19 protein-coding genes and 1 riboswitch are annotated in these 25,358 nt (G+C 66.9%); of the genes, 6 read left to right on the top strand and 13 right to left on the bottom strand.

The genetic code is table 11. From position 1 onward, the window contains the following. The first annotated feature begins 96 nt into the window (after positions 1-96). The 3 genes from GGR48_RS00165 (at position 97) to GGR48_RS00155 (ending at position 5,374) form a co-directional block, all read left to right on the top strand. Positions 97-2,196, top strand: coding sequence for a RelA/SpoT family protein (locus GGR48_RS00165; protein ID WP_183949672.1), 2,100 nt, complete (start codon positions 97-99; stop codon positions 2,194-2,196). 462 nt (positions 2,197-2,658) lie between these two features. Beyond that, entirely contained in the window at positions 2,659-4,074 is a 1,416-nt protein-coding gene (locus tag GGR48_RS00160) for a M48 family metalloprotease (RefSeq protein ID WP_183949669.1), read from the top strand. Between the two features lie 304 nt (positions 4,075-4,378). Further along, on the top strand, positions 4,379-5,374 hold the full coding sequence (locus tag GGR48_RS00155; protein ID WP_183949666.1) for a glycosyltransferase family 2 protein: 996 nt from the start codon (positions 4,379-4,381) through the stop codon (positions 5,372-5,374). A gap of 25 nt (positions 5,375-5,399) precedes the next feature. Here the strand turns inward: GGR48_RS00155 and GGR48_RS00150 are convergent, their stop codons facing one another. The 5 genes from GGR48_RS00150 to GGR48_RS00130 form a co-directional block, all read right to left on the bottom strand. After that, positions 5,400-6,791 (bottom strand): methyl-accepting chemotaxis protein, encoded by a 1,392-nt coding sequence (locus tag GGR48_RS00150; protein ID WP_183949664.1) that lies wholly within the window; start codon positions 6,789-6,791, stop codon positions 5,400-5,402. A gap of 229 nt (positions 6,792-7,020) precedes the next feature. Then, positions 7,021-9,369, bottom strand: a complete 2,349-nt coding sequence (pnp, locus tag GGR48_RS00145) for a polyribonucleotide nucleotidyltransferase (protein ID WP_183949661.1) — start codon at positions 9,367-9,369, stop codon at positions 7,021-7,023. Between the two features lie 246 nt (positions 9,370-9,615). Further along, positions 9,616-9,885: a 30S ribosomal protein S15 gene (rpsO, locus tag GGR48_RS00140; protein ID WP_007406197.1), complete on the bottom strand. Its 270-nt coding sequence runs from the start codon at positions 9,883-9,885 to the stop codon at positions 9,616-9,618. A gap of 12 nt (positions 9,886-9,897) precedes the next feature. Beyond that, entirely contained in the window at positions 9,898-10,920 is a 1,023-nt protein-coding gene (gene truB, locus GGR48_RS00135; protein WP_183949659.1) for a tRNA pseudouridine(55) synthase TruB, read from the bottom strand. A 10-nt stretch (positions 10,921-10,930) separates the two neighbouring features. Next, entirely contained in the window at positions 10,931-11,542 is a 612-nt protein-coding gene (locus tag GGR48_RS00130) for a thymidine kinase (RefSeq protein ID WP_183949657.1), read from the bottom strand. A gap of 53 nt (positions 11,543-11,595) precedes the next feature. Between GGR48_RS00130 and GGR48_RS00125 the strand changes: the two genes are divergently transcribed. Next, on the top strand, positions 11,596-12,186 hold the full coding sequence (locus GGR48_RS00125) for a YceI family protein (RefSeq protein WP_338110533.1): 591 nt from the start codon (positions 11,596-11,598) through the stop codon (positions 12,184-12,186). A gap of 568 nt (positions 12,187-12,754) precedes the next feature. Here the strand turns inward: GGR48_RS00125 and rbfA are convergent. The 6 genes from rbfA to rimP all read right to left on the bottom strand — a co-directional run bounded on the left by rbfA (position 12,755) and on the right by rimP (position 19,318). Further along, positions 12,755-13,162 carry a 30S ribosome-binding factor RbfA gene (gene rbfA, locus GGR48_RS00120; protein ID WP_183949654.1) on the bottom strand — a complete coding sequence of 136 codons (408 nt, stop codon included), beginning with the start codon at positions 13,160-13,162 and terminating at the stop codon, positions 12,755-12,757. A 101-nt stretch (positions 13,163-13,263) separates the two neighbouring features. Beyond that, positions 13,264-16,107 (bottom strand): translation initiation factor IF-2, encoded by a 2,844-nt coding sequence (gene infB / locus GGR48_RS00115; RefSeq protein WP_183949652.1) that lies wholly within the window; start codon positions 16,105-16,107, stop codon positions 13,264-13,266. Further along, positions 16,104-16,907 carry a DUF448 domain-containing protein gene (locus GGR48_RS00110; protein WP_420854084.1) on the bottom strand — a complete coding sequence of 268 codons (804 nt, stop codon included), beginning with the start codon at positions 16,905-16,907 and terminating at the stop codon, positions 16,104-16,106. Before GGR48_RS00110 ends, infB begins: the two co-directional genes overlap by 4 nt. Further along, positions 16,888-17,124 carry a tautomerase family protein gene (locus GGR48_RS00105; protein ID WP_183949650.1) on the bottom strand — a complete coding sequence of 79 codons (237 nt, stop codon included), beginning with the start codon at positions 17,122-17,124 and terminating at the stop codon, positions 16,888-16,890. Before GGR48_RS00105 ends, GGR48_RS00110 begins: the two co-directional genes overlap by 20 nt. Further along, a complete protein-coding gene (nusA, locus tag GGR48_RS00100; RefSeq protein ID WP_183949648.1) occupies positions 17,124-18,740 on the bottom strand; it encodes a transcription termination factor NusA in 1,617 nt (538 codons plus the stop codon). Before nusA ends, GGR48_RS00105 begins: the two co-directional genes overlap by 1 nt. Further along, positions 18,740-19,318: a ribosome maturation protein RimP gene (rimP, locus tag GGR48_RS00095; protein WP_183949647.1), complete on the bottom strand. Its 579-nt coding sequence runs from the start codon at positions 19,316-19,318 to the stop codon at positions 18,740-18,742. The genes nusA and rimP overlap by 1 nt, the downstream gene beginning before the upstream one ends. Before the next feature lie 192 nt (positions 19,319-19,510). Here rimP and GGR48_RS00090 point away from each other — a divergent pair, with 192 nt between their 5' ends. Both GGR48_RS00090 and GGR48_RS00085 read left to right on the top strand, forming a co-directional pair. Beyond that, entirely contained in the window at positions 19,511-20,710 is a 1,200-nt protein-coding gene (locus tag GGR48_RS00090) for a PQQ-dependent sugar dehydrogenase (protein ID WP_183949646.1), read from the top strand. Between the two features lie 104 nt (positions 20,711-20,814). Continuing rightward, on the top strand, positions 20,815-22,056 hold the full coding sequence (locus GGR48_RS00085; RefSeq protein WP_183949645.1) for an ROK family protein: 1,242 nt from the start codon (positions 20,815-20,817) through the stop codon (positions 22,054-22,056). Between the two features lie 205 nt (positions 22,057-22,261). Here the strand turns inward: GGR48_RS00085 and GGR48_RS00080 are convergent, their stop codons facing one another. Next, positions 22,262-23,686 (bottom strand): sugar porter family MFS transporter, encoded by a 1,425-nt coding sequence (locus GGR48_RS00080; protein ID WP_183949644.1) that lies wholly within the window; start codon positions 23,684-23,686, stop codon positions 22,262-22,264. 341 nt (positions 23,687-24,027) lie between these two features. After that, on the bottom strand, positions 24,028-25,095 hold the full coding sequence (locus tag GGR48_RS00075; protein WP_183949643.1) for a LacI family DNA-binding transcriptional regulator: 1,068 nt from the start codon (positions 25,093-25,095) through the stop codon (positions 24,028-24,030). A 112-nt stretch (positions 25,096-25,207) separates the two neighbouring features. Next, positions 25,208-25,319, top strand: a riboswitch (SAM-I-IV-variant riboswitch). The last annotated feature ends 39 nt before the right edge of the window (positions 25,320-25,358 follow it).

The following is a 25,358-nucleotide window of genomic DNA, read 5'->3' as shown; positions in this document are numbered from 1 at the left end:
GGGGCGTCAAAAAAGAAGAAGCATCACCGCGAATCGATCACCCTGATCGCATCAAAAATGTTGCAATGCCCATCCCTACCCCGCAAATCTGATTTCGTGCTCCGCCAGTATGAACTCGTCGACCGCGTGCTCGACTATGACCCCCAGGCCGATGAGGCGCTGCTCAACCGTGCCTATGTCTTCTCGATGAAGGCGCATGGCAGCCAGAAGCGTGCCTCGGGCGACCCGTATTTCAGCCATCCGATCGAGGTGGCCGGGATTCTCACCGACCTGCATCTGGATGACGAGACGATCGCCACCGCCATCCTGCACGACACGATCGAGGATACCGTCGCCACCTATGACGAGATCGAGCGGCTGTTCGGTCCCAATGTCGCGCGGCTGGTCGACGGCGTCACCAAGCTGTCCAAGATCGAGGCGCAGACCGAGAGCGAACGCGCGGCCGAGAATCTGCGCAAGTTCCTGCTCGCCATGTCGGACGACATCCGCGTCTTGCTGGTCAAGCTGGCCGATCGCCTCCACAATATGCGCACCCTCCATCACATCGCGAAGCCGGAGAAGCGCCGCCGCATCGCGAAGGAGACGATGGACATCTACGCCCCGCTCGCCGAGCGGATCGGCATGTACGAGTTCATGAAGGAGATGCAGATGCTCTCCTTCCAGCAGCTCGAACCCGAGGCGTATGAATCGATCACGCTGCGTCTCGCTCAGATGAAGGAGGGCGGCGGCGACCGGATCGCCAAGATCGCCTCGGGCCTGAAGCTCCTCATGTCGCGCGGCGGCGTCGATGCCGAGGTGACGGGGCGCGAAAAGTCCGCCTTCTCGATCTTCCGCAAGATGAACGAGCGGCACATCAGCTTCGAGCAGCTGTCCGACGTCATGGCCTTCCGTGCGATCGTACCCACGGAAGAGGATTGCTACCGCGCGCTGGGCCTGATTCATCGCCGCTGGCCGATGGTGCCGGGGCGGTTCAAGGATTATATCTCGACGCCCAAGCGCAACGGCTATCGCTCGCTGCACACATCCGTCATCCATGCCGACAATGCGCGCATCGAGATTCAGATTCGCACGCCGGAAATGCATGCCGAGGCCGATTTCGGTCTGGCGGCGCACTGGACCTACAAGCAGGCGACCCGCCACGACGCGCAGGTCAGCTGGATTCGCGATCTCGTCGAAATCCTCGACACCTCGGACAGCCCCGAAGAGCTGATCGAGCATACGAAGATGGCGATGTATCAGGATCGCATCTTCGCCTTCACCCCCAAGGGCGAGCTGATCCAGCTGCCCAAGGGCGCGACGCCGATCGACTTCGCCTATGCGGTGCACACCGATCTGGGTGACCAGGCGGTGGGTGCCAAACTCAATGGCCGCGTCGTGCCACTGTCGACCGTCATCTCGAACGGTGACCAGGTGCAGATATTGCGCTCGGCGGGACAGACGCCGCAGGCCAATTGGCTGAATCTGGCGATCACCGGCAAGGCGCTCGCCGCGATCCGCCGCCATCTGCGCCATGCCGAGCGCGACGAGCAGGTGACGCTCGGCACCAAGCTGTACGAGGATATCGTCCGCCGCCTGCCCGCGCAGATCGGCCCCGATGCGCTGACCCATGCGCTGCAGCGGTTGAAGATGCCCGACGAGGCGCATCTAATGATCGCGATCGCCAGGCGCACCCTGTCCGACGCCGCCGTGATGGAGGCGCTGATGCCCGGCTCGGCGGGCGCGGATGTCGCCGCCGTCCCGCCGCAGTCGAGCGCGATCTCGATCAAGGGGCTGACGCCCGGCGTCGCATACGATCTCGCGCAATGCTGTCACCCGGTGCCCGGCGACCGGATCGTCGGCCTGCGCCGTCCCGATGCGGGGATCGAGGTGCACGCGATCCAGTGCCCGGTACTGGCCGAGCTGGCGGATCGGACCGACGAGGAAACCGACTGGGTCGACGTGTCCTGGGGCGACGACAGCGAGGGCGCGACCGCGCGCATCTCGGTCATGGTCAAGAACGAGCCCGGCGCGCTGGGCATCCTGGCGACGATCATCGGCCAGCATAAGGCCAACATCATCAACGTCCGGCTGGATACGCGCGACACGCGCTTCCATACGAACCTGATCGATGTCGAGGTACACGACCTGCAACACCTGATGCGCCTGATCGCGGCGCTGCGGGCGGCCGATGTGGTGAGTATGGTGGAGCGGGTTTAATTTGCGCGGAGGATGCGCGCTGCGCCAAAATTGCACTTTCCTCCCCTGTAAGGGGAGGTGGCAGGGTGTAAGCCCTGACGGAGGGGTGTCCCGCTCTCGATAGGGGTGACACCCCTCCACCATGCTGCGCATGGTCCCCCTCCCCTTACAGGGGAGGAATGTTTGGCTGGAGGGGCGGCCGACCTGTGCGGCGCGGCCAGACACCTCTGCGTCCTCCGCGCCTCCGCGCGAACCAGTTCTTGTACCCCGCGAACGCCAGAGCTCAGCGGCGATGCGAGGCAGATGCCTGCCCCGCACCGTTTCGCGCATCACAGACTGAGAAGAAACTGGACCCCGGCCTTCGCCGGGGTACGCCCCGCCGTTGGAGACGATCCTGACGCCAGAATGACGCCCCCGTAACAAAATCCTGGAACCCATGCCCGCGACACGCTTTGAAAAGCGCGAACAGGGAGTCCGTCATCGATGCGTTTCGTCACCGCCGCCGCCATGCTCGCGCTCGTCGCGACCCCCGCCGCCGCCCAGCAGGCGCGATCAATCTCCGCCTCGGACAAGGCGCAAGGGGCGCAGGCCAATCCCGAACTCGTCAAGCAATATGGCGGCCGCTACACCGGCCCGCAGGCGGCGTTCGTCGAGCGCGTCGGCAAGCGGGTCGCGGTCCAGTCGGGCCTGTCGAACGCGCAGGGCGACTTCACCGTCACCACGCTCAATTCGCCGGTCGAGAACGCCTTCGCCATCCCCGGCGGCTATATCTATGTCACGCGCCAGCTGCTCGCGCTGATGAACTCGGAGGCCGAGCTCGCCTCGGTGCTGGGGCATGAGGTCGGCCATGTCGCCGCGCGTCACTCGCAGAGCCGCAACACCCGCTCGACCATCGGCTCGATCCTGGCGGCGGGTGCGGGGCTGCTGACCGGCAGCAATCTCGCCAGCCAGGTCGTCGGCACCGGTGCGCAGCTCTACACGCTGAAATATGGGCGCGATCAGGAATATCAGGCCGATGGCCTGGGCATCCGCTACATGACCGCCGCCGGCTATGATCCTTACGCCTCGGCCGACATGCTCGCCTCGCTGGCGGCGTCGAGCAATCTGGCGGCGCGCACGGCGGGGCGCGATGCCAATGCCGTGCCCACCTGGGCGTCGACCCACCCCAACAGCGCCGACCGCGTGCGCCGCGCCGCCGCGCTGGCGCAAGCGACCGGCCGGCCCGAGACCACGCCGGCGCAGGACACCGCCTTCCTGCGGATGCTCGACGGCATGCCCTATGACGACGATCCCAAGGAAGGCATCATCGACGGCCAGACCTTCCGCCATCCGGGCCTGAAGCTGAAATTCACCGCGCCCAGCGGCTATCGCATCGCCAATGGCAGCGATGCGGTGAGCATCGTCGGCCAGGGCGGACAGGCCGAGATGCGCCTCGCCCAGGGCAGCGATCTGGGCCAGGCGATCACCCAGCGTTTCGGCCAGCTCGGCACCGGCACCCCCTCGGGCCAGTTGCAGAACGGCACTGCCAACGGCATCCCCTATGCCTATGTGACGACGCGCGCCGCCGCCAATCGCCGCGCGGTGGATGCGACGGTGGTCGCGTACCGCTTCCCCTCGGCCACCTATACCTTCACGCTGGTCACGCCGGCGGGTTCGGGGATCGGGCCGTTCCAGCCGCTGCTCGCCTCGGTCGCGCCGCTCTCGACCGCCGAAGCCAATGCCATTCGCGGCAAGAAGATCAGCATCGTGACCGTCCGTCAGGGCGACACGATCGACAGCCTTGCGGCGCGCATGGCCTATCCCGATTACAAGCGCGAACGCTTCATCACGCTGAACGGGTTGGATGCGGAACAGGCGCTGACGCCGGGCCGCTTGGTCAAGCTTGTCGTCAACGGGTGACGGACGCTTCGGACGCCGCGAGGGTCCGGCCCCATAAGCGGCAACGGTCGTGATTGCCCTGTCGTGTTCGTCCGGCAAGGAGCGCGGTGCAGCAGGTAGCGGCGCTACCTGCAAGACGTGCGGCGCAGGCGGCGGGCGCGACAGGGCAACCGCTGTGCGGCGGGCCGATTTTACCCCAGGATGGCGTCGCTCGTCGGTCTCGATGCGCAAGCATCGCTCCACTCCTCGCTTCTTGCCCTGAACCAAAATCGGCTCCGTCACGGCCATTGCCGTTTATGGGGCCGGACCCTAAACCGGCGGCGTCATGAAGCGCCCCGCCCTGTCCGTCGTCGTCCCCTGCTATAACGAAGCCGCCTGTCTGGACGTGCTGCACGCGCGCATCTCGGGCGCGGCGCGCGCGGCGGTGGGCGAGGATTATGAGATCGTCCTGATCAACGACGGCTCGCGCGACGACAGCTGGCCGGTGATGCAGCGGCTGGCCGCCGCCGATCCGCATCTGGTCGCGATCAACCTGTCGCGCAATCACGGGCATCAGCTGGCGCTGACCGCCGGGCTCGACCTGTGCGCGGGCGAGCAGATCCTGATCATCGACGCCGATTTGCAGGACCCGCCCGAACTGCTGACCGAGATGCGCGCGACCATGGCGGCGCAAGAGGCCGATGTGGTCTATGCCGTGCGGCGCAAGCGGGCGGGCGAGACGCTGTTCAAGAAGGCGACGGCGGCGCTCTTCTACCGGATGCTCGACCGGCTGACCGACACGCCGATCCCGCTCGACACCGGCGACTTCCGCCTGATGAGCCGGCGCGCGCTCGACGCATTGCAGTCGCTGCCCGAACAGGCGCGCTTCATTCGCGGGATGGTCGCCTGGGTCGGTTTCCGCCAGGTCCCCTTCCCCTATGACCGCGCCGAGCGCCATGCGGGCGAGACGCACTATCCGCTGGGTAAGATGATCGCGCTGGCCTTCGACGCGGTGACGGGTTTCTCGACAGCCCCCTTGCGCTGGGCCAGCCATATCGGCCTGGCGCTGACGGCGGCGTCGCTGCTGCTGCTGGTCTATATCGCGATCGGCTGGCTGACGGGGACGGCAGTGCAGGGCTGGACCTCGACCATGCTGGTCACCGTCATCCTGGGCGCGGTGCAGATGTTCGTGCTGGGCATGATCGGCGAGTATCTGGGGCGGCTCTATATCGAATCGAAGCGGCGGCCGCTTTATCTCGTCGCCGATGTCGCCGGGCCGGTGCAGGGCCATGCGCGGCTGGGCTATAGCGCGCATGAGGGGGCGACGGCGCCGCCGCGCTGATCAGCCCCCCTGCGCTGGCCGATCGTTACAGACCGACCGCGCGTAGCGTGGGACGCCCCATGGTCCGCCCGGCGTGGCCCGACTGTCCGCCATAGGCACCGACATCGAACCGCGCGATCTGGCCGTTCAACTGTTCGGCTTCCGCCGCCAGCTGGCGCGAGAGGGCGGTCGCCTCCTCGACCATCGCGGCGTTCTGCTGCGTCACGCCGTCCATCTCGCCGATCGCGATATTGACCTGCTCCAGCGACGCCGCCTGCTGCCGGGCGTTGCTGGCCATGTCGGTCATCAGGCCGCTGATCTCGTTGATCCGGCCGCTGATGCGTTGCAGCGCCTGTCCGGTTTCGACCACCAGCCTGCTGCCGGTGCCGACCTGTTCGGAGCTGGCGGTGATCCGCGCCTTCACATCCTTGGCCGCATCGGCGGAGCGGAGCGCCAATGCACGCACTTCGGAGGCGACGACCGCGAAGCCCTTGCCCGCATCGCCCGCGCGTGCCGCCTCGACGCCCGCATTGAGCGCGAGGAGATTGGTCTGGAACGCGATGCCGTCGATCACGCCGATAATATCGGCGATCTCGTTCGAGGTATGCTCGATCCCGCGCATCGCGCTGATCGTGCGTTCGACGACGTCGTCCGACTCGATGGCTTCCTTGCGCGCCTGCGCGACCAGATCATTGGCGCGGCTCGCATCCTCGGCCGAGCGGCGGACCGTATCGGTGATCTCTCCGATGGCGGCGGCGCTTTCCTCCAGCGAGGCGGCCTGCTGCTCGGTACGGCGCGACAGATCGTCGGCCGCGGTGCGAACCTCGTCGGTACCGCCGCGAATGATGCCCGACGCCTGGGACACGCCGCCGATCGTCGTGCACAGCGACTCCATCGCCGCGTTGAAATCGCTCTTCAGCTCCCCAAAACGTGCGGGGAAATCGTCGCCGATGCGCACCGCCAGCTGTCCGGCGGCCAGCCCGCGCATCCGGTCGAGCAGCACCGACACGGCCTCCTGCTGCTCCAGTTCCAGCGTCTTGGCGGTGTGGATATCCACGAGCGAGCCGCTGGCGCGCCGCACCTTGCCGTTGCGCCCCTTCACCACGCCGCCCGTCGCCTGATACCAGCGATAATCGCCGCTCTTCACCTTCAGGCGATAGGTCACGCAATAGGGGATGCCGCTCTCCAGCGTCTGGCCAAAGGCCGCGAAGGTCGGTGCGACGTCATCGGGGTGCAGCAAATCCGACCAGGACGTCATCACATTGGGAAAATCGACCTCGGAGCTATAGCCCAGCAGACGCCGAAACTCGGACGACCAGGTCCAGCGTGATTTGGCATGGGCGGCATCGCCATTGTGGATCAGCGCATCCCACAGCCCCACCCCCGAATGATTGCACAGCGTCGCCAGCCATTCCAGCTTGTTCCTAACCGCCAGCATTCGCCCGTTCCTCTATTCCGTCAATCGCGCGAACGGTTAGGCGGGGAGGTTTAACGAGCCGTTGTGAGCGGATGCGCCCCTCGACGCAGGGGCGCGGCATTTGCCGCACTATCATGGATTTAGTGATGAAATTATTTTTGTAACATGCGCCCATGTCCGGGCCGCTGCCCAAAAAAAGAGGCCCGGATCGCTCCGGGCCTCCTTCTTTTCGTTCCGAATCGCGCCGGAATCAGTCGCGATCACCGGTCAGGAAGGCCGGAGCGGCGAATTCGGACGAACCGCCCTGCTCGCCGCCTTCACGACGGGGACGGTCGCCACGGTCGCGACGCGGGCCGCTGCGGCCTTCGCCGCCCCGGTCACCACGTCCTTCGCCACCACGGTCGCCGCCGTCACGGCGCGTACCGCGACCGCCTTCACGGTCGCCGCGCGGGCCACGGTCGCCGCGCGGTTCACGCGGTTCGCGGGCCGGACGATTGTCCTCCAGCTCGGCGCCGGTTTCCTGGTCGACGACGCGCATCGACAGGCGGACCTTGCCGCGCGGATCGATCTCGAGGACCTTGACCTTGACGTCCTGGCCTTCACTCAGGACGTCCGAGACCTTCTCGACACGCTCGTTCTTGATCTCCGAGACGTGGACCAGACCGTCCTTGCCGCCCATGAAGTTCACGAACGCGCCGAAATCGACCAGGTTGACGACCTTGCCGTTGTAGATCTTGCCGACCTCGGCCTCTTCGACGATGCCCTTGATCCAGTTCATCGCGGCTTCGATCTGCGAACCGTCCGACGAGCTGATCTTGATCACGCCCTCGTCGTCGATGTCGACCTTGGCGCCGGTGGTGGCGACGATCTCGCGGATCACCTTGCCGCCGGTGCCGATCACGTCGCGGATCTTCGACTTGTCGATCGTCATCGTCTCGATGCGCGGAGCGTGGGCCGACAGCTCGGTGCGGGTCTCGCCCAGCGCCTTGTTCATCTCACCCAGGATGTGCGCACGGCCTTCCTTGGCCTGTGCCAGCGCGACCTTCATGATCTCCTCGGTGATACCGGCGATCTTGATGTCCATCTGGAGCGAGGTGATGCCCTCGGAGGTGCCCGCCACCTTGAAGTCCATGTCGCCCAGGTGATCTTCGTCACCCAGGATGTCCGACAGGACGGCGAAGTCCTTGCCTTCCAGGATCAGGCCCATGGCGATGCCCGAGACCGGACGCTTCAGCGGAACACCTGCATCCATCAGCGACAGCGAGCCGCCGCAGACGGTGGCCATCGACGACGAGCCGTTCGACTCGGTGATGTCGCTGGTCACGCGGATGGTGTAGGGGAATTCCTCCTTGGTCGGCAGCACCGGGTGCAGCGCGCGCCAGGCCAGCTTGCCATGGCCGATCTCACGACGACCCGGCGCGCCGAAGCGGCCCACTTCGCCGACCGAATAGGGCGGGAAGTTATAGTGCAGCATGAAGTGCTGGTACGACAGGCCGTTCAGGCCGTCGATCATCTGCTCGGCGTCGCGGGTGCCCAGCGTGGTGGTCGCGATCGTCTGGGTCTCGCCGCGCGTGAACAGCGCCGAGCCGTGCGAACGCGGCAGGAAGTGAACTTCCGCCTCGATCGGACGGATCTGGGTGGTCGAGCGACCGTCGATGCGGCGGCCGTCCTTCAGGATCGCGGTGCGGACGATCTCGGCTTCCAGCTTCTTGACGAGCTTGGCGGCGACGAGCTGCTCCTGCGGCGTGCGGTCGGCCATGGCGGCCTTCGCCTTGGCGCGCGCCTCGCCCAGCGCGGTCTGGCGCGCTTGCTTGTCGGTCAGCTTGTAGGCGGCGGTGATGTCCTTGCCGACCAGCTTCTTCAGCTCGGCCTTGACCGCCTTCTGGTCGTCGCCGACCTTCAGCTCCCAGGGGTCCTTGGCGGACTGTTCGGCGAGATCGATGATCGCGTCGATGATCTGCTGCGACGCCTTGTGCGCGAACATGACCGCGCCCAGCATCACTTCCTCGGACAGCTCCTTGGCTTCCGACTCGACCATCATCACCGCGTCATGCGTCGCGGCGACGACCAGGTCCAGGTCACCGGCCAGCGCCTCGGCGTCGGTCGGGTTCAGCTGATACTCGCCATCGACATAGCCGACGCGCGCCGCGCCGATCGGGCCCATGAAGGGCACGCCCGAGATGGTGAGCGCGGCCGACGCGGCGACCAGCGCCAGGATGTCCGGCTCGTTCTCGCCGTCATAGGAGAGCACCTGGCAGATGCAGTTGATCTCGTTGTAGAAACCTTCGGGGAACAGCGGGCGGATCGGACGATCGATCAGGCGGCTGATCAGCGTCTCACGCTCGGTCGCGCCGCGCTCGCGCTTGAAGAAACCGCCGGGGATGCGGCCCGCCGCCGAGAACTTCTCCTGATAGTGAACGGTCAGCGGGAAGAAGTCCTGCCCTTCCTTCACATTCTTCGCGGCCGTCACGGCGCACAGCACCACCGTCTCGCCCAGCGTCGCGATCACCGCGCCGTCGGCCTGACGGGCCACCTTGCCGGTTTCGAGGGTCAGCGTCTTGCCGCCCCACTCGATGGCCACTTTCTTGGTATTGAACATGGAATATCCTTCACTCCGACGGGCCTATCCCGCCGGGGCCTATGGGTTGAGCCAAGATTGGCTCTGGAGGTCGACCGAATTGCCGATCCTCCGATCCTACCCGCCGCGTTCGACGGGTTTCATGACATATGGGCTTTGGGGAGGCGCATCCGCGCCGTCCGGTCGGCCGGGGGCTCTATACACCAGCCGATAAAAAAAGGGCACCCCGTGAGGGATGCCCTTTTTCGTGGCGTATCGCCGCGTGGCTTACTTGCGCAGGCCGAGCTTGGCGATCAGCGCCAGATAGCGGTCGCCATCCTTGTGACGCAGATAGTCGAGCAGCGAGCGGCGCTTGTTGACCAGCATCAGCAGGCCGCGACGCGAATGGTTGTCCTTCGCGTGGGTCTTGAAGTGCTCGGTCAGGTTCTGAATACGCTGGGTCAGGATCGCGACCTGGACTTCGGGCGAACCCGTGTCACCCTCGGCGCGGGCATGATCCTTGATGATTTCCTGGCGGCGTTCAGCGGTGATCGACATCGTGATCCTTTCTTAATCGAGGTTGAAACCACGAACGACCCGGACCTGTGCGTCCAGCGCCTCCACCAGCGCCACCGGGGTGTCCCCCAGCATCGCGAAATATTGGCCATCGTCCACGGCAATCCCGGCCAGCACACGCCCCTGACGGAGCGCCCCTGCCTGGTCGGGGTCGAGAGCAAGAGCCGGGATGTCGTCCAGCCCCGCCCTCAGCGGCAGGAGTATCTGTTCAAGGGTGGCCGCCTGCCCCATTTTGTTCAATTTGTCCAGCGATATCGCAGGCGCCAGGGTGAACGGCCCCGCCTTGATGCGGCGGAGCATGGTGACATGGCCGACCGTGCCGAGCGCCAGCGCGATGTCGCGAGCGAGGGAGCGGATATACGTGCCCTTCGAGACATGGGCGGTGAGGGTAACCTCCCCCAACAATTCCTCCCCAAGCTCCGCTTGGGGAGGGGGACCATCCGCAGGATGGTGGAGGGGCGGCGCGCCAGCGCCGAGAACGGCGGCGAGCGCCCCCGCCCCTCCACCACGCTCTTCGAGCGCGGTCCCCCTCCCCATCGGAGATGGGGAGGAATGGAGGTTGTGAATCGTCACCGCGCGACTCGCCAGCACCACCTCTTCGCCGGCACGCGCGAGGTCGTACGCGCGCTCGCCATCGATCTTCAGCGCGGAATAGGCGGGCGGCACCTGGTTAATCGGCCCAGTGAAGCGCGGCAGCACCGCCTCCAGCGCCGCGCGAGTCGGCCGCAAATCGCTGGTCGCCACCACTTCGCCCTCCGCGTCCAGCGTCGCGGTCTGCTCGCCGAAACGGATGGTGAAGTCATACACCTTGTCGCTGTCGAGCATCCGGCCCGCCAGCTTGGTCGCCTCCCCCACCGCGATCGGCAGCACGCCCGTCGCCAGCGGATCGAGCGTGCCGCCATGGCCGACCTTGATGCCCTTGCCATAGCCGCCCTGGCGCAAGCAGCGCTTGACCGCGCTCACCCCTTGTGTCGAACCCAGCCCCAGCGGCTTGTCGAGAATGATCCATCCATGCATCGGCAAGGCGTTAGTCGGGCTTGCCCCGCCCCTCAAGCACCGGCTCTCCCGCCAGCGCTGCACAGAAATGGCGGCGACACAGCGCGACATAGCGGTCATTGCCGCCGATCTCGGTCTGCGCGCCCTCCGCGATGGCATGGCCTTGCGCGTCAACGCGCAGGTTCATGGTCGCCTTGGCGCCGCACACGCACACCGATTTGATCTCGCTGAGCGCATCGGCCAGCGCCAGCAGCCGCGCCGATCCGGGAAAGAGCTGCCCCTTGAAGTCGGTACGCAGGCCGTAACACAGCACCGGAATCCGATGCTGGTCGGCCAGCCGCGCCAGCTGATCCACCTGCTCCGCCGTCAGGAACTGCGCTTCGTCGACGAGGATGCAGGCGAGCGGCGTCTTGCCGTGCTGGCCCAGCGCGCAGGCCTCCAGATCGGTCGTCGCATGGAACGGCGTGGCGGGTTGCGACAAGCCGATGCGCGAGGCGATGGTGCCATAGGCGAAGCGGTCGTCGATCGCGGCGGTGAACAGCATCGTGTTCATCCCCCGCTCGCGATAATTGAAGTCGGCCTGCAGCAGCATGGTCGATTTGCCCGCATTCATGCTGGCATAATAGAAATAGAGCTTGGCCATCGCCCGCCCTTATCGGAAGGGAGCCGCCATTTCGAGCGGCAGGACGAATCGACGTGACGAGGACAGGGATACGAGCGGCGATCATCGCGGCGATCATGATCAGCGCCGCGGATGGGTCGGCCAGTCCGGGGGCGATCGGCTATGCCATCGATCCCGCCCATGCCCGCGTCCAGGCCAAGGTCGGCTTTTTCGGGCTGGGCAGCAAGACCGCGCGCTTTCCCAAGGTGGAGGGGCGTGTCGCCTTGTCCGACCATGACGCGAAGGCGGTGACGCTCGACGTGCGGATCGATGCCCAGGCGCTGGAAGCGGGCGATTCACTCACCCGGTCGCGGTTGCGGGGGCCGGACTTCTTCGATGTCGACCATTATCCGCGCGTGACCTTCCACGCGACCGGCATGACCCGCACCGGGCCGCACAGCGCGACCGTCACGGGCACGATCGCCGCGCGCGGCGTCACGCGTCCGGCGACGCTGGCGGTCGACTTCTCCCGCGCCTTCGAAGCGATGACGGGGCGCGAGCCGGTGCATATCGCCGCGACGACACGGATCGACCGGCGGGACTTCGGGATGACGGCCTATCCGCTGATCGTCGGCCGACAGGTGACGATCGCGATCGACGCGGACTTGGTGCCTTCGGGGACTTAACCCCACCCCCGTTCAGCCTGAGCGAAGTCGAAGGCCACGCGAAGGCGTAGCGTTTTGGTTCGCGCAGAGGCGCGGAGGACACAGAGGGATTCTGCTAAAGCGTGATCACACAAGATGGATTCACCCCTCCCCTTTAGGGGCGGAGGGTGGGGCACCTCCGCAAGCATGCCGCCTGTGGCGAGGCCCCACCCCAACCCCTCCCCTGAAGGGGAGGGGCTCGCGTTGAGTTCATGTAATGTCATCATGGCCCGAATCCCCCAAGCGCCACCCCGGCGAAGGCCGGGGTCCAGTTGCGATGGATGCACGATGGCGCGGTGCATTTCCCTCCCCCGCCTTGGCGCAGTGGGCCATCGACGTGGAAGATACTGGACCCCGGCCTTCGCCGGGGGTGGGGTGCACTATTGGGTAAGGGCTCTTCTTCCCTGCGCCCTCCGCGCCTCTGCGCGAACCAAAAATCTTTGCGTCTTCGTGGCTTCGCGTGAACCCTATTTTACGACGGTCACAGCGTGGCCTTCGACTTCGCTCAGGCTGAACGAAGGGTGGGAAGATGCCTGAAGCAGGAAAGCGATCACGCCTCTCCCGCTTCCCCTTCCTCCAGATCCTGCGACACTTTGGGCGAGCGCAGGAGCGAGTCGATGTGACTTCCCTCATCGAAGCTCTCGTCCGCCAGGAACTTCAGCTTGGCGGCGTATTTCATCTTCACCCGGTGCGCGACCTCTCGCTGCAAATACGCGGTGTTGGTGCGCAGCGCCTTGATCACCACCTCCTCGTCACGCCCAAGCAGCGGCTTCACGAAGACCGTCGCGTGGCGCAGGTCGGGTGACATGCGCACCTCGGTAACGCTGACCATGTGCTTGGCCAGCGTCTCGTCATGCACGTCGCCGCGTGCGAGGATGTCGGAGAGGATGTGACGCACCTGCTCGCCGACGCGGAGCAGGCGGACCGAGGGTTCGGCGGGGTTCTTGGCTTGGACCATATCAGTTCTTCTTCAAACGGAAATCGCGGCCGCCCGACGGGCGACCGCGATCATGTCCGGCAGAGGCGGGCGGCAGGAGCGATCCCACCACCCTGCCCGCATCAGAGCGAACGCTCGCGCAGTTCGACCTCGAAGGTTTCGAGATAGTCGCCCGCCTTGATGTCGGTGAAGTTCTGCGTGAACGTCACACCACATTCCAGACCGGCGCGAACCTCGGCGACATCGTCCTTGAACCGGCGGAGCGAGTTGATTTCGCCCTGGTAGATGATGACGTCGTTGCGCGTGATGCGCGCCTTGAGCGCCTTGCGGATGACACCCTCGGTGACCAGTAGACCAGCGGCCTTGCCGATCTTGCCCGCCGAGAAGACCTCGCGGATTTCGGCGCGGCCGACGACCGTTTCGAACGCCTCGGGGCCCAGCTCGCCGGCCATGCCCGCGCGAATCTCGTCGATCAGGTCGTAGATGACGTCGTAATATTTGAGCGCCACCTTGTTCCGCTCGGCGATCTCGCGCGCCTTGGCATTGGCACGGACGTTGAAGCCGATGATCGGCGCACCGCTGGCGGCGGCGAGCGTCACGTCCGACTCGGTGATGCCACCGACGCCCGAATGCAGGATGCGCGCCTTGATCAGGTCGGACGCGATCTTGTTGATCGACGCCACGATCGCCTCGACCGTCCCCTGCGTATCCGCCTTCACGACCAGCGGATATTCCTTGGCCTGGTTCGCCTTCAGTGCCGAGAACATCGACTCCAGGCTGGCCGGGGCCGAGGTGGTGCGCTTCTGGAGCAGCACGCTCTGGCGGTATTCGGCGACCTCGCGGGCACGCGCCTCGTTCTCGACGACCTGGAGCAGGTCGCCCGCCTGGGGCACGCCCGACAGGCCGAGGACCTCGACCGGCATCGCCGGACCCGCTTCCTTCACCTGACGGCCCTTGTCGTCGACCAGCGCACGGACCTTGCCGCTTTCCGCGCCGACCACGAACACGTCGCCGACCTTCAGCGTGCCGCGCGTGACGAGCACGGTCGCGACCGGACCACGGCCCTTGTCCAGCTTGGCCTCGACCACGCTGCCCTCGGCAGGCCGATCGGGATTGGCGGACAGTTCGAGCAGCTCGGCCTGAAGCTGGATCTTTTCGATCAGCGTATCCAGACCGATCTTCTTGAGCGCCGACACTTCGACGTCCTGGGTTTCGCCGCCCATGTCCTCGACCTGCACGTCATGCTCGAGCAGGCGTTCGCGGACGCGCTGGGCATTGGCGTCGTGCTTGTCGATCTTGTTGATCGCCACGATCATCGGCTTGCCCGCCGCCTTGGTGTGGTTGATCGCCTCGATCGTCTGCGGCATCAGCCCGTCATCGGCCGCAACCACCAGCACCACGATATCCGTGACGTCGGCACCGCGGGCGCGCATCTGGGTGAAGGCCTCGTGGCCCGGCGTGTCGAGGAAGGTGATCTTCGACTTGTCCTTCAGCGTGACCTGATAGGCGCCGATATGCTGGGTGATGCCACCGGCCTCGCCGCGCACCACGTCGGTGCCACGCAGCGCGTCGAGCAGCGAGGTCTTGCCGTGGTCGACGTGACCCATGATCGTCACGACCGGCGGACGCGGACGCAAGCTTTCCGCCGCATCCTCGGTGGTGTCGAGCGCCAGGTCGATGTCGCTGTCGGAGACGCGGACGATGTTGTGGCCGAATTCGGTCACCAGCAGCTCGGCCGTATCCTGGTCGATGGTCTGCGTCATCGTGACGGGCATGCCCATCTTGAACAGCGCCTTGACCAAATCCGCGCCCTTTTCAGCCATACGGTTGGCCAGTTCCTGGACGGTGATCGCCTCCGGCACCTGCACGTCGCGGACCTGCTTGACCTGCGGCTCGCGCGGGCCGCCAAAGCCACGCTTTTCCTTCTCGCGGGCACGCTTCAGCGCGGCGAGCGAGCGGGCGCGGGCGCCGTCCTCGTTCAGCGCACGCGTGACGGTCAGCTTGCCGCCACGACGTTCGTCACCCTTGCGGTCGCGCTGCTGCGGACGGCCCGGAGGCGCGTTGCGCGGCGTCGGCTGGCCCGAGGGCATCGAACGCGGCGCGCCACCCGACGGGGCGGAGGCGGCGTTGTTGCTCGGCGCGCTGGCGGCAGGCGCAGCGGCTGCGGCGGGCGCAGGCGCGGGCTTGGGCGCGGGCTTCGGAATCTCAGGACGCTGCACCGGCGAGAAGCGGCGCGGCGCGGGCATGGCGGGATCGCGACCCAGCACGGGCGGCGTCGGCACGGCGGGCGCCGGGGCCGGAGCGGGTGCAGGCTTGGCCGCAACCGGAGCGGGTGCGGGCGCAGGCGCCGGAGTCGGGGCGGGTACCTCGACCTTCGGTTCCTCGGCCTTGGGCTCGGGCGCCGGGATCACCGGGCGCTCGACCGGGCGGAACATGCGCGGCTGCACCGAGATGGTCGGCGCGGCCGGCGCTTCCGCCGGGGCGGGCGTTTCGGCGACAGGCTCGGGGGCCGGTTCCGGGGCCGGAGTCGGCTCGGGTGTTGCGGCGGCTTCCGCCTCGGCGCGGGCGCGTTCCTCGGCGCGGGCACGCTCGTCCTCGGCGCGCTGCTGACGCTCGGCGTCCTCGCGGCGGCGCATCTCTTCCTGCATGGCGAGGCGCTGTTCCTCGGCCTCACGCAGCAGGCGGGCCTGACGCTCCAGTGCCGTCTCGTTCGACGGAACGGGACGCGGCGGGGCGACCGGAGCCGTTGCCACAGGGGCGGCCGGAGCCGGAGTCGGCGCCGGAGTAGCCGCTTCGGGCGCGCCACCCTGGGGACCCAGGACGCGACGGCGCTTCGTCTCGACGATCACGGTGTTCGAGCGGCCGTGGCTGAAGCTCTGCTTCACCTTGCCGGTCTCGACCGTGCGCTTCAGCCCCAAAGGCTGGCGCATCCCGAGTTTCGGCTTGTCGTTGTCGGTCTCGCTCACTCAAAATCCTCGTGTACGGTCACGGCCGTTCGGTCACCAGTAATGTCGGACGCCGATGCGCCTTGCGAGGCCGTTTCGCAAGGCGTTGCCACAGGGTCGGGTCCGATAAAATGCAGCCAGCGGTCGAGCGCTTCGCTCACCCGCTTTGCCGCGTTACGATCTGTCAGGCCGATGTGTACCACATTTTCGCGGCCCAACGCCATTGACAATATGGGGCGTGTGGCGGGCAGTGCCAACCCCTTGAGATCGGAACCTTCGCGGTCCGATCCGACGCGCCACGCCTGGGCGAGCTTGCGCATGCCATCCTCGCCCGCATCGGACGCATGATAGAGCGCATGCAACTGCCCCGAGCGTGCGGCCGTCGCGATCTTGTCCGATCCCGTCAGCAGCATGCCCGAACGCGACTCGAGTCCCAGCCGGTCGAGCGCGTTGCGCTCCAGCGCGGACGCGATCAGGTCGGGCAGGTCGTCCGGGATGCTGAACTCGCCCGTCTTGAACGCGCGCGCCAAGGCTCCCTTCAACTTGCCCTTGGCGATGGCCGCCTCAAGCTCCGCCCGGTTCACGCCGATCCAGCCGCCCCGGCCTGGCGCTTTCGCACGGACATCGGGCAGCACCCGCCCGTCGGGCGCGAGCGCCAGACGGATCAGATGCGGGCGCGCGTCATGCTCGCCCGACAGGATGCAGCGGCGAACCGGCCCGTCGATCGACTCGCGGGCCGCCTTCGCCGCGTTCCGGGGGCTCCGGCCCTTGGCGGCCGGAGCGGTGGTTACGCCAGCGCGCTCATTGTCCCGGTTCCGCATGCGCGTCTCCCCGGGGTTGAGGGGCAGGGGCATCACGGTCGGCAATCAACTGACCGCCCGCACCGTAATTTTCGGTGGAGACCTCCTCGATCACGATCTGGACGGCGGCCGGGTTCTTGCCCAGCCGCTCCACCAGCGAACGAGTCACGTCGGCGACGATCTCGGCCTTTTGCTGCTTGGAGGCGGTGCCCGCCAGACGGATCGAGACGAACGGCATCAGGCTTCGTCGCCCTCCGCCTGCGCGTCGTCCGCTGCGGGTTCGTCCTCATCGGTGAACCAGTGCGCGCGAGCGGCCATGATGATCTCGTTGCCCTGCTCATCGCTCAGGCCATATTCGGCCAGGATGCCGCCCTTGGGGGCGGGACGCGGGGTATCGTCACCACGACGACGCGGCTCGGCGCGCTTCTTCTCGACCAGCTCGTCGGTCGCCAGGTCGGCGAGATCGTCGAGCGTCTTGATGCCCGCCTTGCCCAGCGTGACCAGCATCGCCTCGGTCAGATAGGGCATCTCGGCCAGCGCGTCCTCGACGCCCAGGCCACGACGCTCGTCGCGGGCAGCCTGTTCGCGGCGGTCCAGCGCTTCCTGCGCACGGCTCTGCAGCTCCTGCGCCAGGTCCTCGTCGAAGCCCTCGATCGCGGCCAGCTCGTCGAGCTCGACATAGGCGACCTCTTCCAGCGCGCCGAAGCCTTCGGCGACCAGCAGCTGGGCCAGCGTCTCGTCCACGTCCAGTTCGTTCTGGAACATCTCGGAATTCGCGACGAACTCCTTCTGGCGCTTCTCGGAGGCATCGGCCTCGGTCAGGATGTCGATCGCCTTGGCGGTCAGCTGGCTGGCAAGGCGGACATTCTGGCCGCGACGGCCGATGGCGAGGCTGAGCTGATCGTCGGGAACGACGACCTCGATCCGGTCCTCTTCCTCGTCGATCACGACGCGGCTGACATTGGCGGGCTGGAGCGCGTTCACCACGAAGGTCGCGGTGTCGGGCGACCAGGGGATGATGTCGATCTTCTCGCCCTGCATCTCCTGCACGACGGCCTGAACGCGGCTGCCCTTCATGCCGACGCAGGCGCCTACGGGATCGATGCTCGAGTCGTGCGAAATCACGCCGATCTTGGCACGGCTGCCCGGATCGCGGGCGGCGGCCTTGATCTCGATGATGCCGTCATAGATTTCGGGCACTTCCTGCGCGAACAGCTTCTTCATGAAGTCCGGGTGCGCGCGGCTGAGGAAGATCTGGGGCCCGCGATTTTCGCGGCGGACGTTCAGGATCAGCGAGCGGATGCGGTCGTTCACGCGGACGACTTCGCGCGGGATCTGCTGGTCGCGACGGATCACACCCTCGGCGCGGCCCAGATCGACGACGATGTGACCGAACTCGACGCGCTTGACGACGCCGGTGATGATCTCGCCCTGGCGGTCCTTGAACTCGTCATACTGACGATCGCGCTCCGCGTCGCGAACCTTCTGGAAGATGACCTGCTTGGCGGCCTGCGCCGCGATGCGGCCGAACTCGATCGGAGGCAGCGGATCGACGATGAAGTCGCCGATCGCGGCACCCTTTTGCAGCTTCTCAGCACCTTTCAGGTCGATCTGCTTGTAATAATCGTCGACCTGCTCGACCACCTCGACGACACGCCACAGGCGCAGATCGCCCGAGTTCGGATCAAGCTTGGCGCGGATGTCGTTCTCGGCACCATAGCGGGCGCGGGCGGCGCGCTGGATCGCGTCCTCCATCGCCTCGATGACGATGCCCTTGTCGATCATCTTTTCCGAGGCGACCGCATTCGCGATCGCGATCAGTTCCGCCTTGTTGGCGGAAATGGCGGTAGCCATCAGTGCCGTCCTTCCGTGGTGGCGCCGTCCTGTTCGGGCGCGTCCTGATAATAAACCTCTTCCGCGCCCTCGACGGACAGCGGCACCGTCGCGGCGATCAGCCGGTCGGTCATGACGAGCTTGGCATCCTCGATCGCGGTGAAGGGCAGTTCGTGGCGAACCTCCTCCCCGTCGACGATGACGACCGTCTCGCCCTCTATGCCAGCCAGATCGCCCTTGAACTGCTTGCGACCGTTCAGCTTCTCAGCGAGCGTAATCCGCGCCTCATGCCCCGCCCAGTCGGCGAAATCCTTCAGCCGGGTCAGCGGCCGGTCGATACCGGGCGAGGAGACCTCCAGCCGGTACGCATGGTCGATCGGGTCGCGGCCTTCCGCTTCCAGCGCGTCCATCACGTCCGAGATGCGACGCGACAGGTCGGCGCAATCGTCGATGTTCAGCTGGCGGGTGTCGGGACGCTCGGCCATCACCTGAAGCGTCGGGTCCGACGTGCCGCCATACATCTTCACGCGCACGAGCTCGAAGCCGAGCGCCTTGGCCTCGGGTTCGATGAGTTGCGTCAGAAGGGCGATGTCCGCCATGAAAGCTCCAGATGTGCCGGTGCGCTGCCGCGGAACCCGTCCCGCAGCCTCTTTCACCCGACGATGTAAGAGAATGGCCCATTCTATAGCCGGAATGGCATGACGAAACAAGCTGCCATCTCGAAGCGTTAGCGGCCCATCGGGCCGACATGGTCCATCCGGGTCCAAATGGCCCCTCCGGGAGAGTCGATGATGAAGATGCCGTTGCTTGCCGCCCTGCCGGTGGCCCTTCTCGCCTGTTCGGGCAATGGCCCCGGCCCCGACGAGACGGGGAATACGCCCCCGGTGACGGTGACCCCCGGCACGCCCAGCCCCTCGCCCTCCGCCTCCGCCACCCCGCCCGCGACGGTCGTCGACGGACAGCCCTTCGGCCGGACCGTCATCGCCGATTTCGATGCGCCCTGGGCGATGACCTTCCTGCCCGACCGGCGGATGCTGGTGACCGAGAAGGACGGGCGGATGCTGCTCGTCACCGCCGACGGGCAGGCGCGACAGACGGTGGCGACCGTCGCGGTCGATTCGGCGGGCCAGGGCGGCCTGATGGACGTGGTCCTCGCCCCCGATTTCGCACAGAGCCGGCGCGTCTATTTCACCTATTCGGCCGCCGCCGATGGCGGCAAGCGCGTCGTGCTGGCGCGCGGGCGTTTGCAGGAGGCGAACGGCACCGCGCAGCTGACCGGTATCGAGACCCTGTGGACCGCGACCCCGGCGGTGACGGGCGACGGCCATTATTCGGGCCGAATCGCCTTTTCCCCCGATGGCCAGTATCTGTTCCTGACCGCCGGCGACCGACAGAAGTTCACGCCCGCGCAGGACCCCAAGGCGACGTTGGGCAAGGTGCTGCGTCTGACCCCGGACGGCCAGCCGGCGCCGGGCAATCCGCTGGCGGCGCAGGGGTTCGATCCGGCCGTCTGGTCCTATGGCCATCGCAACCTGCTCGGCCTCGCCTTCGACGCCAGCGGCAATCTGTGGGAACAGGAAATGGGCCCCAAGGGCGGCGACGAGGTCAATCTGATCCTGCCGGGGCGCAATTATGGCTGGCCCAACGCGTCCAACGGATCGCATTATGACGGCCGCGACATTCCCGACCACCGCGCCGGCGATGGCTATGAAGCGCCCAAGGTCTGGTGGAACCCGGTGATCTCGCCGGGCGGGCTGATGATCTATTCGGGCTCGCTATTCCCGCAATGGCGCGGCGCCGCCTTTATCGGCGGGCTGTCGAGCAAGGCGCTGATCCGCGTCGACCTGAACGGCACCAGCGCCGCCAAGGGCGACCAGTGGGACATGGGCGCGCGCATCCGCGAGGTCGAGCAAGGGCCGGACGGCGCCATCTATGTCCTGGAGGATGGCGGCGATTCGCAGGGGCGCCTGATCAAGCTGACCCCGGCCTGATCACCCGCTCGCCCGATCCGTGCCGTTATCGTTTGCGCGACGGTGACGGCACGGCTTGACCTGATACCCCCATCGTGTCGAAGAAGCGGTGGGGAGAGACAAAGATGACATCGCCGCACCCGATTCCACCGGGCCGCCGCCGCGCCGAGGGACATTCGCGCGACGCCCGGCTGTCGCGCGGGCTGTCGGGCACCAATCTGGAGCGCGCGGGCGATTATAATCTGCGCACCGTATTGCAGGTCATCCGCGTCCACCGCGAGTCGACCCGCGTCGCGATCGCCCAGCAGACCGGGCTGACCGCACCGACCATCGCCAACATCACCGGCCGGCTGACCGAGATGGGACTGATCCGCCATGCCGGGCGGCTGCATGGCGGGCGCGGCCAGCCGGCGCTCAAGATCGAGTTGTGTCCCGACGGCGCGTTCGGCATCGGCCTGACCATCGACCGCGACCACCTGTCGCTCGCCATTCTCGACCTGACCGGGCGGGTGCGGGCGCGTACGACGCGCGAGATCGCCTTTGCCGGCCCCGAGCAGGTGCTGGCCTTCGTGCAGGAAGCGCTGCCCGCCGCGCTGGTCGAGGGCGATGTCGCGCACGACCGCATATTGGGCGTCGGCGTCGCCATGCCCGACGATGTCGGCCGCTCGCTGCCCGACCAGCCCCAAGGCTATGACCAGTGGGACGCGATCGATCTGGACGCGCTGCTCGGCCCGGTCCTGCCCTGGCCGATCTACCGCGACAATGACGCCGCCGCCGCCGCGCTGGGCGAGACGCAATATGACGAGGCGTTCGACTGCCCCAGTTTCTTCTATCTGCTGATCACCGCCGGCCTGGGCGGCGGACTGGTGATCGATCGCAGCTATCATCGCGGCGCGCATGGCCGGTCGGGGGAGATCGGACTGATGCCCGACCCGACGGCCGGGCGTGCGGGCGCGGTGGTGCAGGACTGCGTATCGCTCGCCGCGCTGCGCACCCGGCTGGCGGCGGTGGGGCAGAGCCTCGCCTCGCCCGAGGCGCTGGCGACGATGGACGATCCGGCGGCGCGCGCGGTCATCGACCGGTGGGTCGCCGATTCGGTCGCGGCGCTGGTCCAGCCGCTGGTCGCGGTCACCACCCTGTTCGACCCCGATGCGATCCTGATCGGGGGGCGCCTGCCCGCCTGCCTCAACGCGCGGTTGGCGACCGCCGTCGCGCAGGCGCTGGCGGCGATCGACCTGCCCACCCGGCCCGACATCCGCCCGGCGCATATGGCGCAGGACGCCCCCGCGATCGGCGCGGCGATGCTGCCCTTCATGGACAGGCTGCTGCCGTCCGATTCGATCCTGATCCAGGCCGGGCGGGGTTAGGGGCGCCCCACTCCCCCATCCCCCCCGCTCCGTTCAGCCTGAGCGAAGTCGAAGGCCACGCCCGGACCGCGCCCAACCCCTTGGGCCAATGCATTCCCTTGACCTTCGACTTCGCTCAGGCGGAACGGGGGTCGGGGAATATAAAGAAAAGGCCCGCCTCCCTGGGGAAGGCGGGCCTGTCAGGCGTCTCACATCATGATGGCGATTATCCCGCCATATCCTCCAGCTCGCGACCACGGGTCTCGTTGACCATGGCGCGGACGAAGAAGAACGATACCGCCGCGAAGAAGGCGTAACCGAAATAGGTCACGCTCAGGCCCGGCGACACGGCAAGCGCCGGGAAGCTGACCGAGATGGCGGCGTTGGCGATCCACTGGGCGAAGCCCGAGACGGCGAGGCCCGATCCGCGAATCTGGTTCGGGAACATCTCGCCCAGCATGACCCACATCACGGGGCCCCAGCTGGCGTTGAAGAAGATAACGTACAGGTTCGCCGCGACCAGCGCGATCACGCCGTTATTGCCGGGCAGCGACACCGCGCCGTTGGCACCCGTGACGGCGGTCGAGAAGGCATAGGCCACGATCGCCAGCGTCACCGCCATGCCCGCCGAGCCGATCAGCAGCAGCGGCTTGCGGCCGATCTTGTCGACGGTCGCGATGGTGAACAGACAGGCCGCGATCGACAGCACGCCCGACAGGATGTTGGTCTGGAGCGCGTAATCCTCCGAGAAGCCGACCGCTTCCCAGAGCGTCGCACCGTAATAGAAGACGACGTTGATACCGACGAGCTGTTGGAACACCGCCAGGCCGATGCCCGCCCACAGGATCGGGCGGATCTTGCCGGTGGTCTTGTCGATCAGGTCGGACAGCTTGGGCTTGTGCTGGTCGGCGGCGAGCGAGCGGCGGATGTCGGCGACCTTGCGCGTCGCCTCGGCCTCGCCGAAAAGCTTGGTCAGGACGGTATGCGCCTCGGCATCGCGGCCCTTGGCGACCAGGAAGCGCGGGCTTTCCGGGATGATCGACAGCGCCGCGAAATAGACCGCCGCCGGGATCGCCTGCAGCCAGAACATCCAGCGCCAGGCGGGATAGCCCAGCCAGAACTCGGCGGTCGAACCACCGGCATAACGCGCCAGCGCGAAGTTGGCGACGAACGCGCCGGTCAGGCCGGTGATGATCATCACCTGCTGCACGCTGGACAAACGGCCGCGAATCGAGGCCGGGGTCACTTCGGAAATATAGACGGGCGAGATGACGCTGGCCGCGCCGACGCCCAGGCCGCCGATGATACGCGCCAGGATGAAGATGGCCGAACTATTGGCCGCCCCCGCCAGAATGGCGCTCACCAGGAACAGGCCGGCGGCGAGCATCATCACGTTGCGGCGGCCGATCGCATCGGCCAGCCGGCCGGCGCCGAACGCACCGATGGCCGAGCCGACCAGGATCGCACCGACATTGACGCCCACGCCCAGGCGACCGAGGTCGAACGCGGCCTCCAGCCCCTTCTGGGTGCCGTTGATGACGCCCGAGTCATAGCCGAACATGAAGCCGCCAATGGTCGCGACGACCACGATGGCGGCGATGAAACCATGATTGACGCGCGCGGCGTCCAATCCTCTCACATTATCGGTCACTCGGGCCCTCTCCTCGTCCGTGCATGGCGTCTTCGCCTATCCGCACGGCAATGTCCTGTCACCGGCGCGATTCACGGCCAGCCATAATGGTAACGCTATCTTAAAACATCGCGCCGTCAAGCGGATGTACACACGGTTCGTCCCGCTTCGCCGCAGAACACGAGCCGGTGGCCCCCGACCGGATCGCCTTCATTCCTCCCCTGCAAGGGGAGGGGGACCACCCGAAGGGTGGTGGAGGGGTGTTACGGGTCGTAGGTTTGCCCGCCTTTTCCGATGGGGACACCCCACCGTCAGGCCTTCGGCCTGCCACCTCCCCTTCCAGGGGAGGAATAGACGAAACCCTAGATCCCGCGCGGCCTACGCCGGGGCGCGGCATCGGACTGGCGCCGGATCAGGCTATAGTCGAGCAGGCGATGCGGCGGAGCCTCGGCGTTCTTCTGGCGGATGACGGTCGCCATCATCTCGACGGCGGCGCGCGCCATGTCGGCGATCGGCTGGTGAATCGTGGTCAGCTCGGGCCAGATCGTCGTCGACAGCGTGGTGTCGTCGAAGCCGCAGACGGTCAGGTCGCTGGGCACGTCCAGCCCGCGGCGATGCGCCACCGCCACCGTCGCCGCCGCCATGTCGTCGTTCGACGCGATGATCGCGGTGGGCGGCTCGGCCAGGTCGAGCAGCCGCTCGGCCGCGTCCAGTCCCGAGCGATAGGTATAGAGGCCGGGCGCGACCAGATCCTCGTCGAACGGCACGCCGAGAGCGTCGAGCGCGGCGCGGAAGCCTTCGTACCGCCGCGCGCTGGCGGTCAGATTGGGGTTGCCGCAGATGAAGCCGATGCGCCGATGGCCCAGCGTCATGACATGCCGGGTCATCGCCTCGGCCGCCGCGCGGTCGTCGATCTGCACCGCCATCGTCGCCTCGGGCATCTCCTCGGGCGGACGCCCGGTCGCGACCACCACGGCGGGCACCCCGGCTTCGCGCAGCAGGGTCAGCACCGCCTCCGCCTCGCACAGGGGCGGCGGCAGGATCACGCCGTCGATCCCGCCCTTGATCAGGTGGCGCGCGACCTCGACCTCATGGTCGCCGATCTCGCATTTCTCGACCACCATCTGCACGTCGAGCCGCGACGCCTGGTCTAGCGTGCCGAGCAGGAACTCGCTGAGGAACCCCTGGCTGGGGTTGCTGTAGAGCATGCCGACCCGGATCTGCGCCGCGCCCGCCAGGCTGCGCGCCGCCGGATTGGGCGCATAATTGAGCTGCGCGATCGCCGCTTCCACCTTTTCGCGGGTGACGGGGCGGACATTGGCTTCGTTGTTGATGACGCGCGAGACGGTCATCAACGACACGCCGGCGACCCGCGCGACATCGCTGATCGTGGGAGCGCTGCTGCCGCGCCGCGTGGTCCTGATGCTCATAACGTTTACGCTTCCACGTTTCGCACCCGATACGCAATGCTTTGCGCGGCTTTTATGACCGTTGCCGCATCGATACGCGCTTGATTCGCACCGTCCTTGGGGCTAGGCGCCGCGCCAGCATCAAGAGTCGGGCCAATACCCGGCACCAACCTGCCCCCCGGCAAGGTGGTGCCTCTCCGGATATGGGGAGGGATGTGGCCGAACCGGCAACAACGGGACGATCCGCCACATTCCTCATCTCCGACTCGCGACACGGACGGAAG

Source organism: Sphingomonas pseudosanguinis, assembly GCF_014196255.1.
Lineage (GTDB): Bacteria > Pseudomonadota > Alphaproteobacteria > Sphingomonadales > Sphingomonadaceae > Sphingomonas > Sphingomonas pseudosanguinis.
This window is presented reverse-complemented; position numbering and strand designations above follow the sequence as displayed.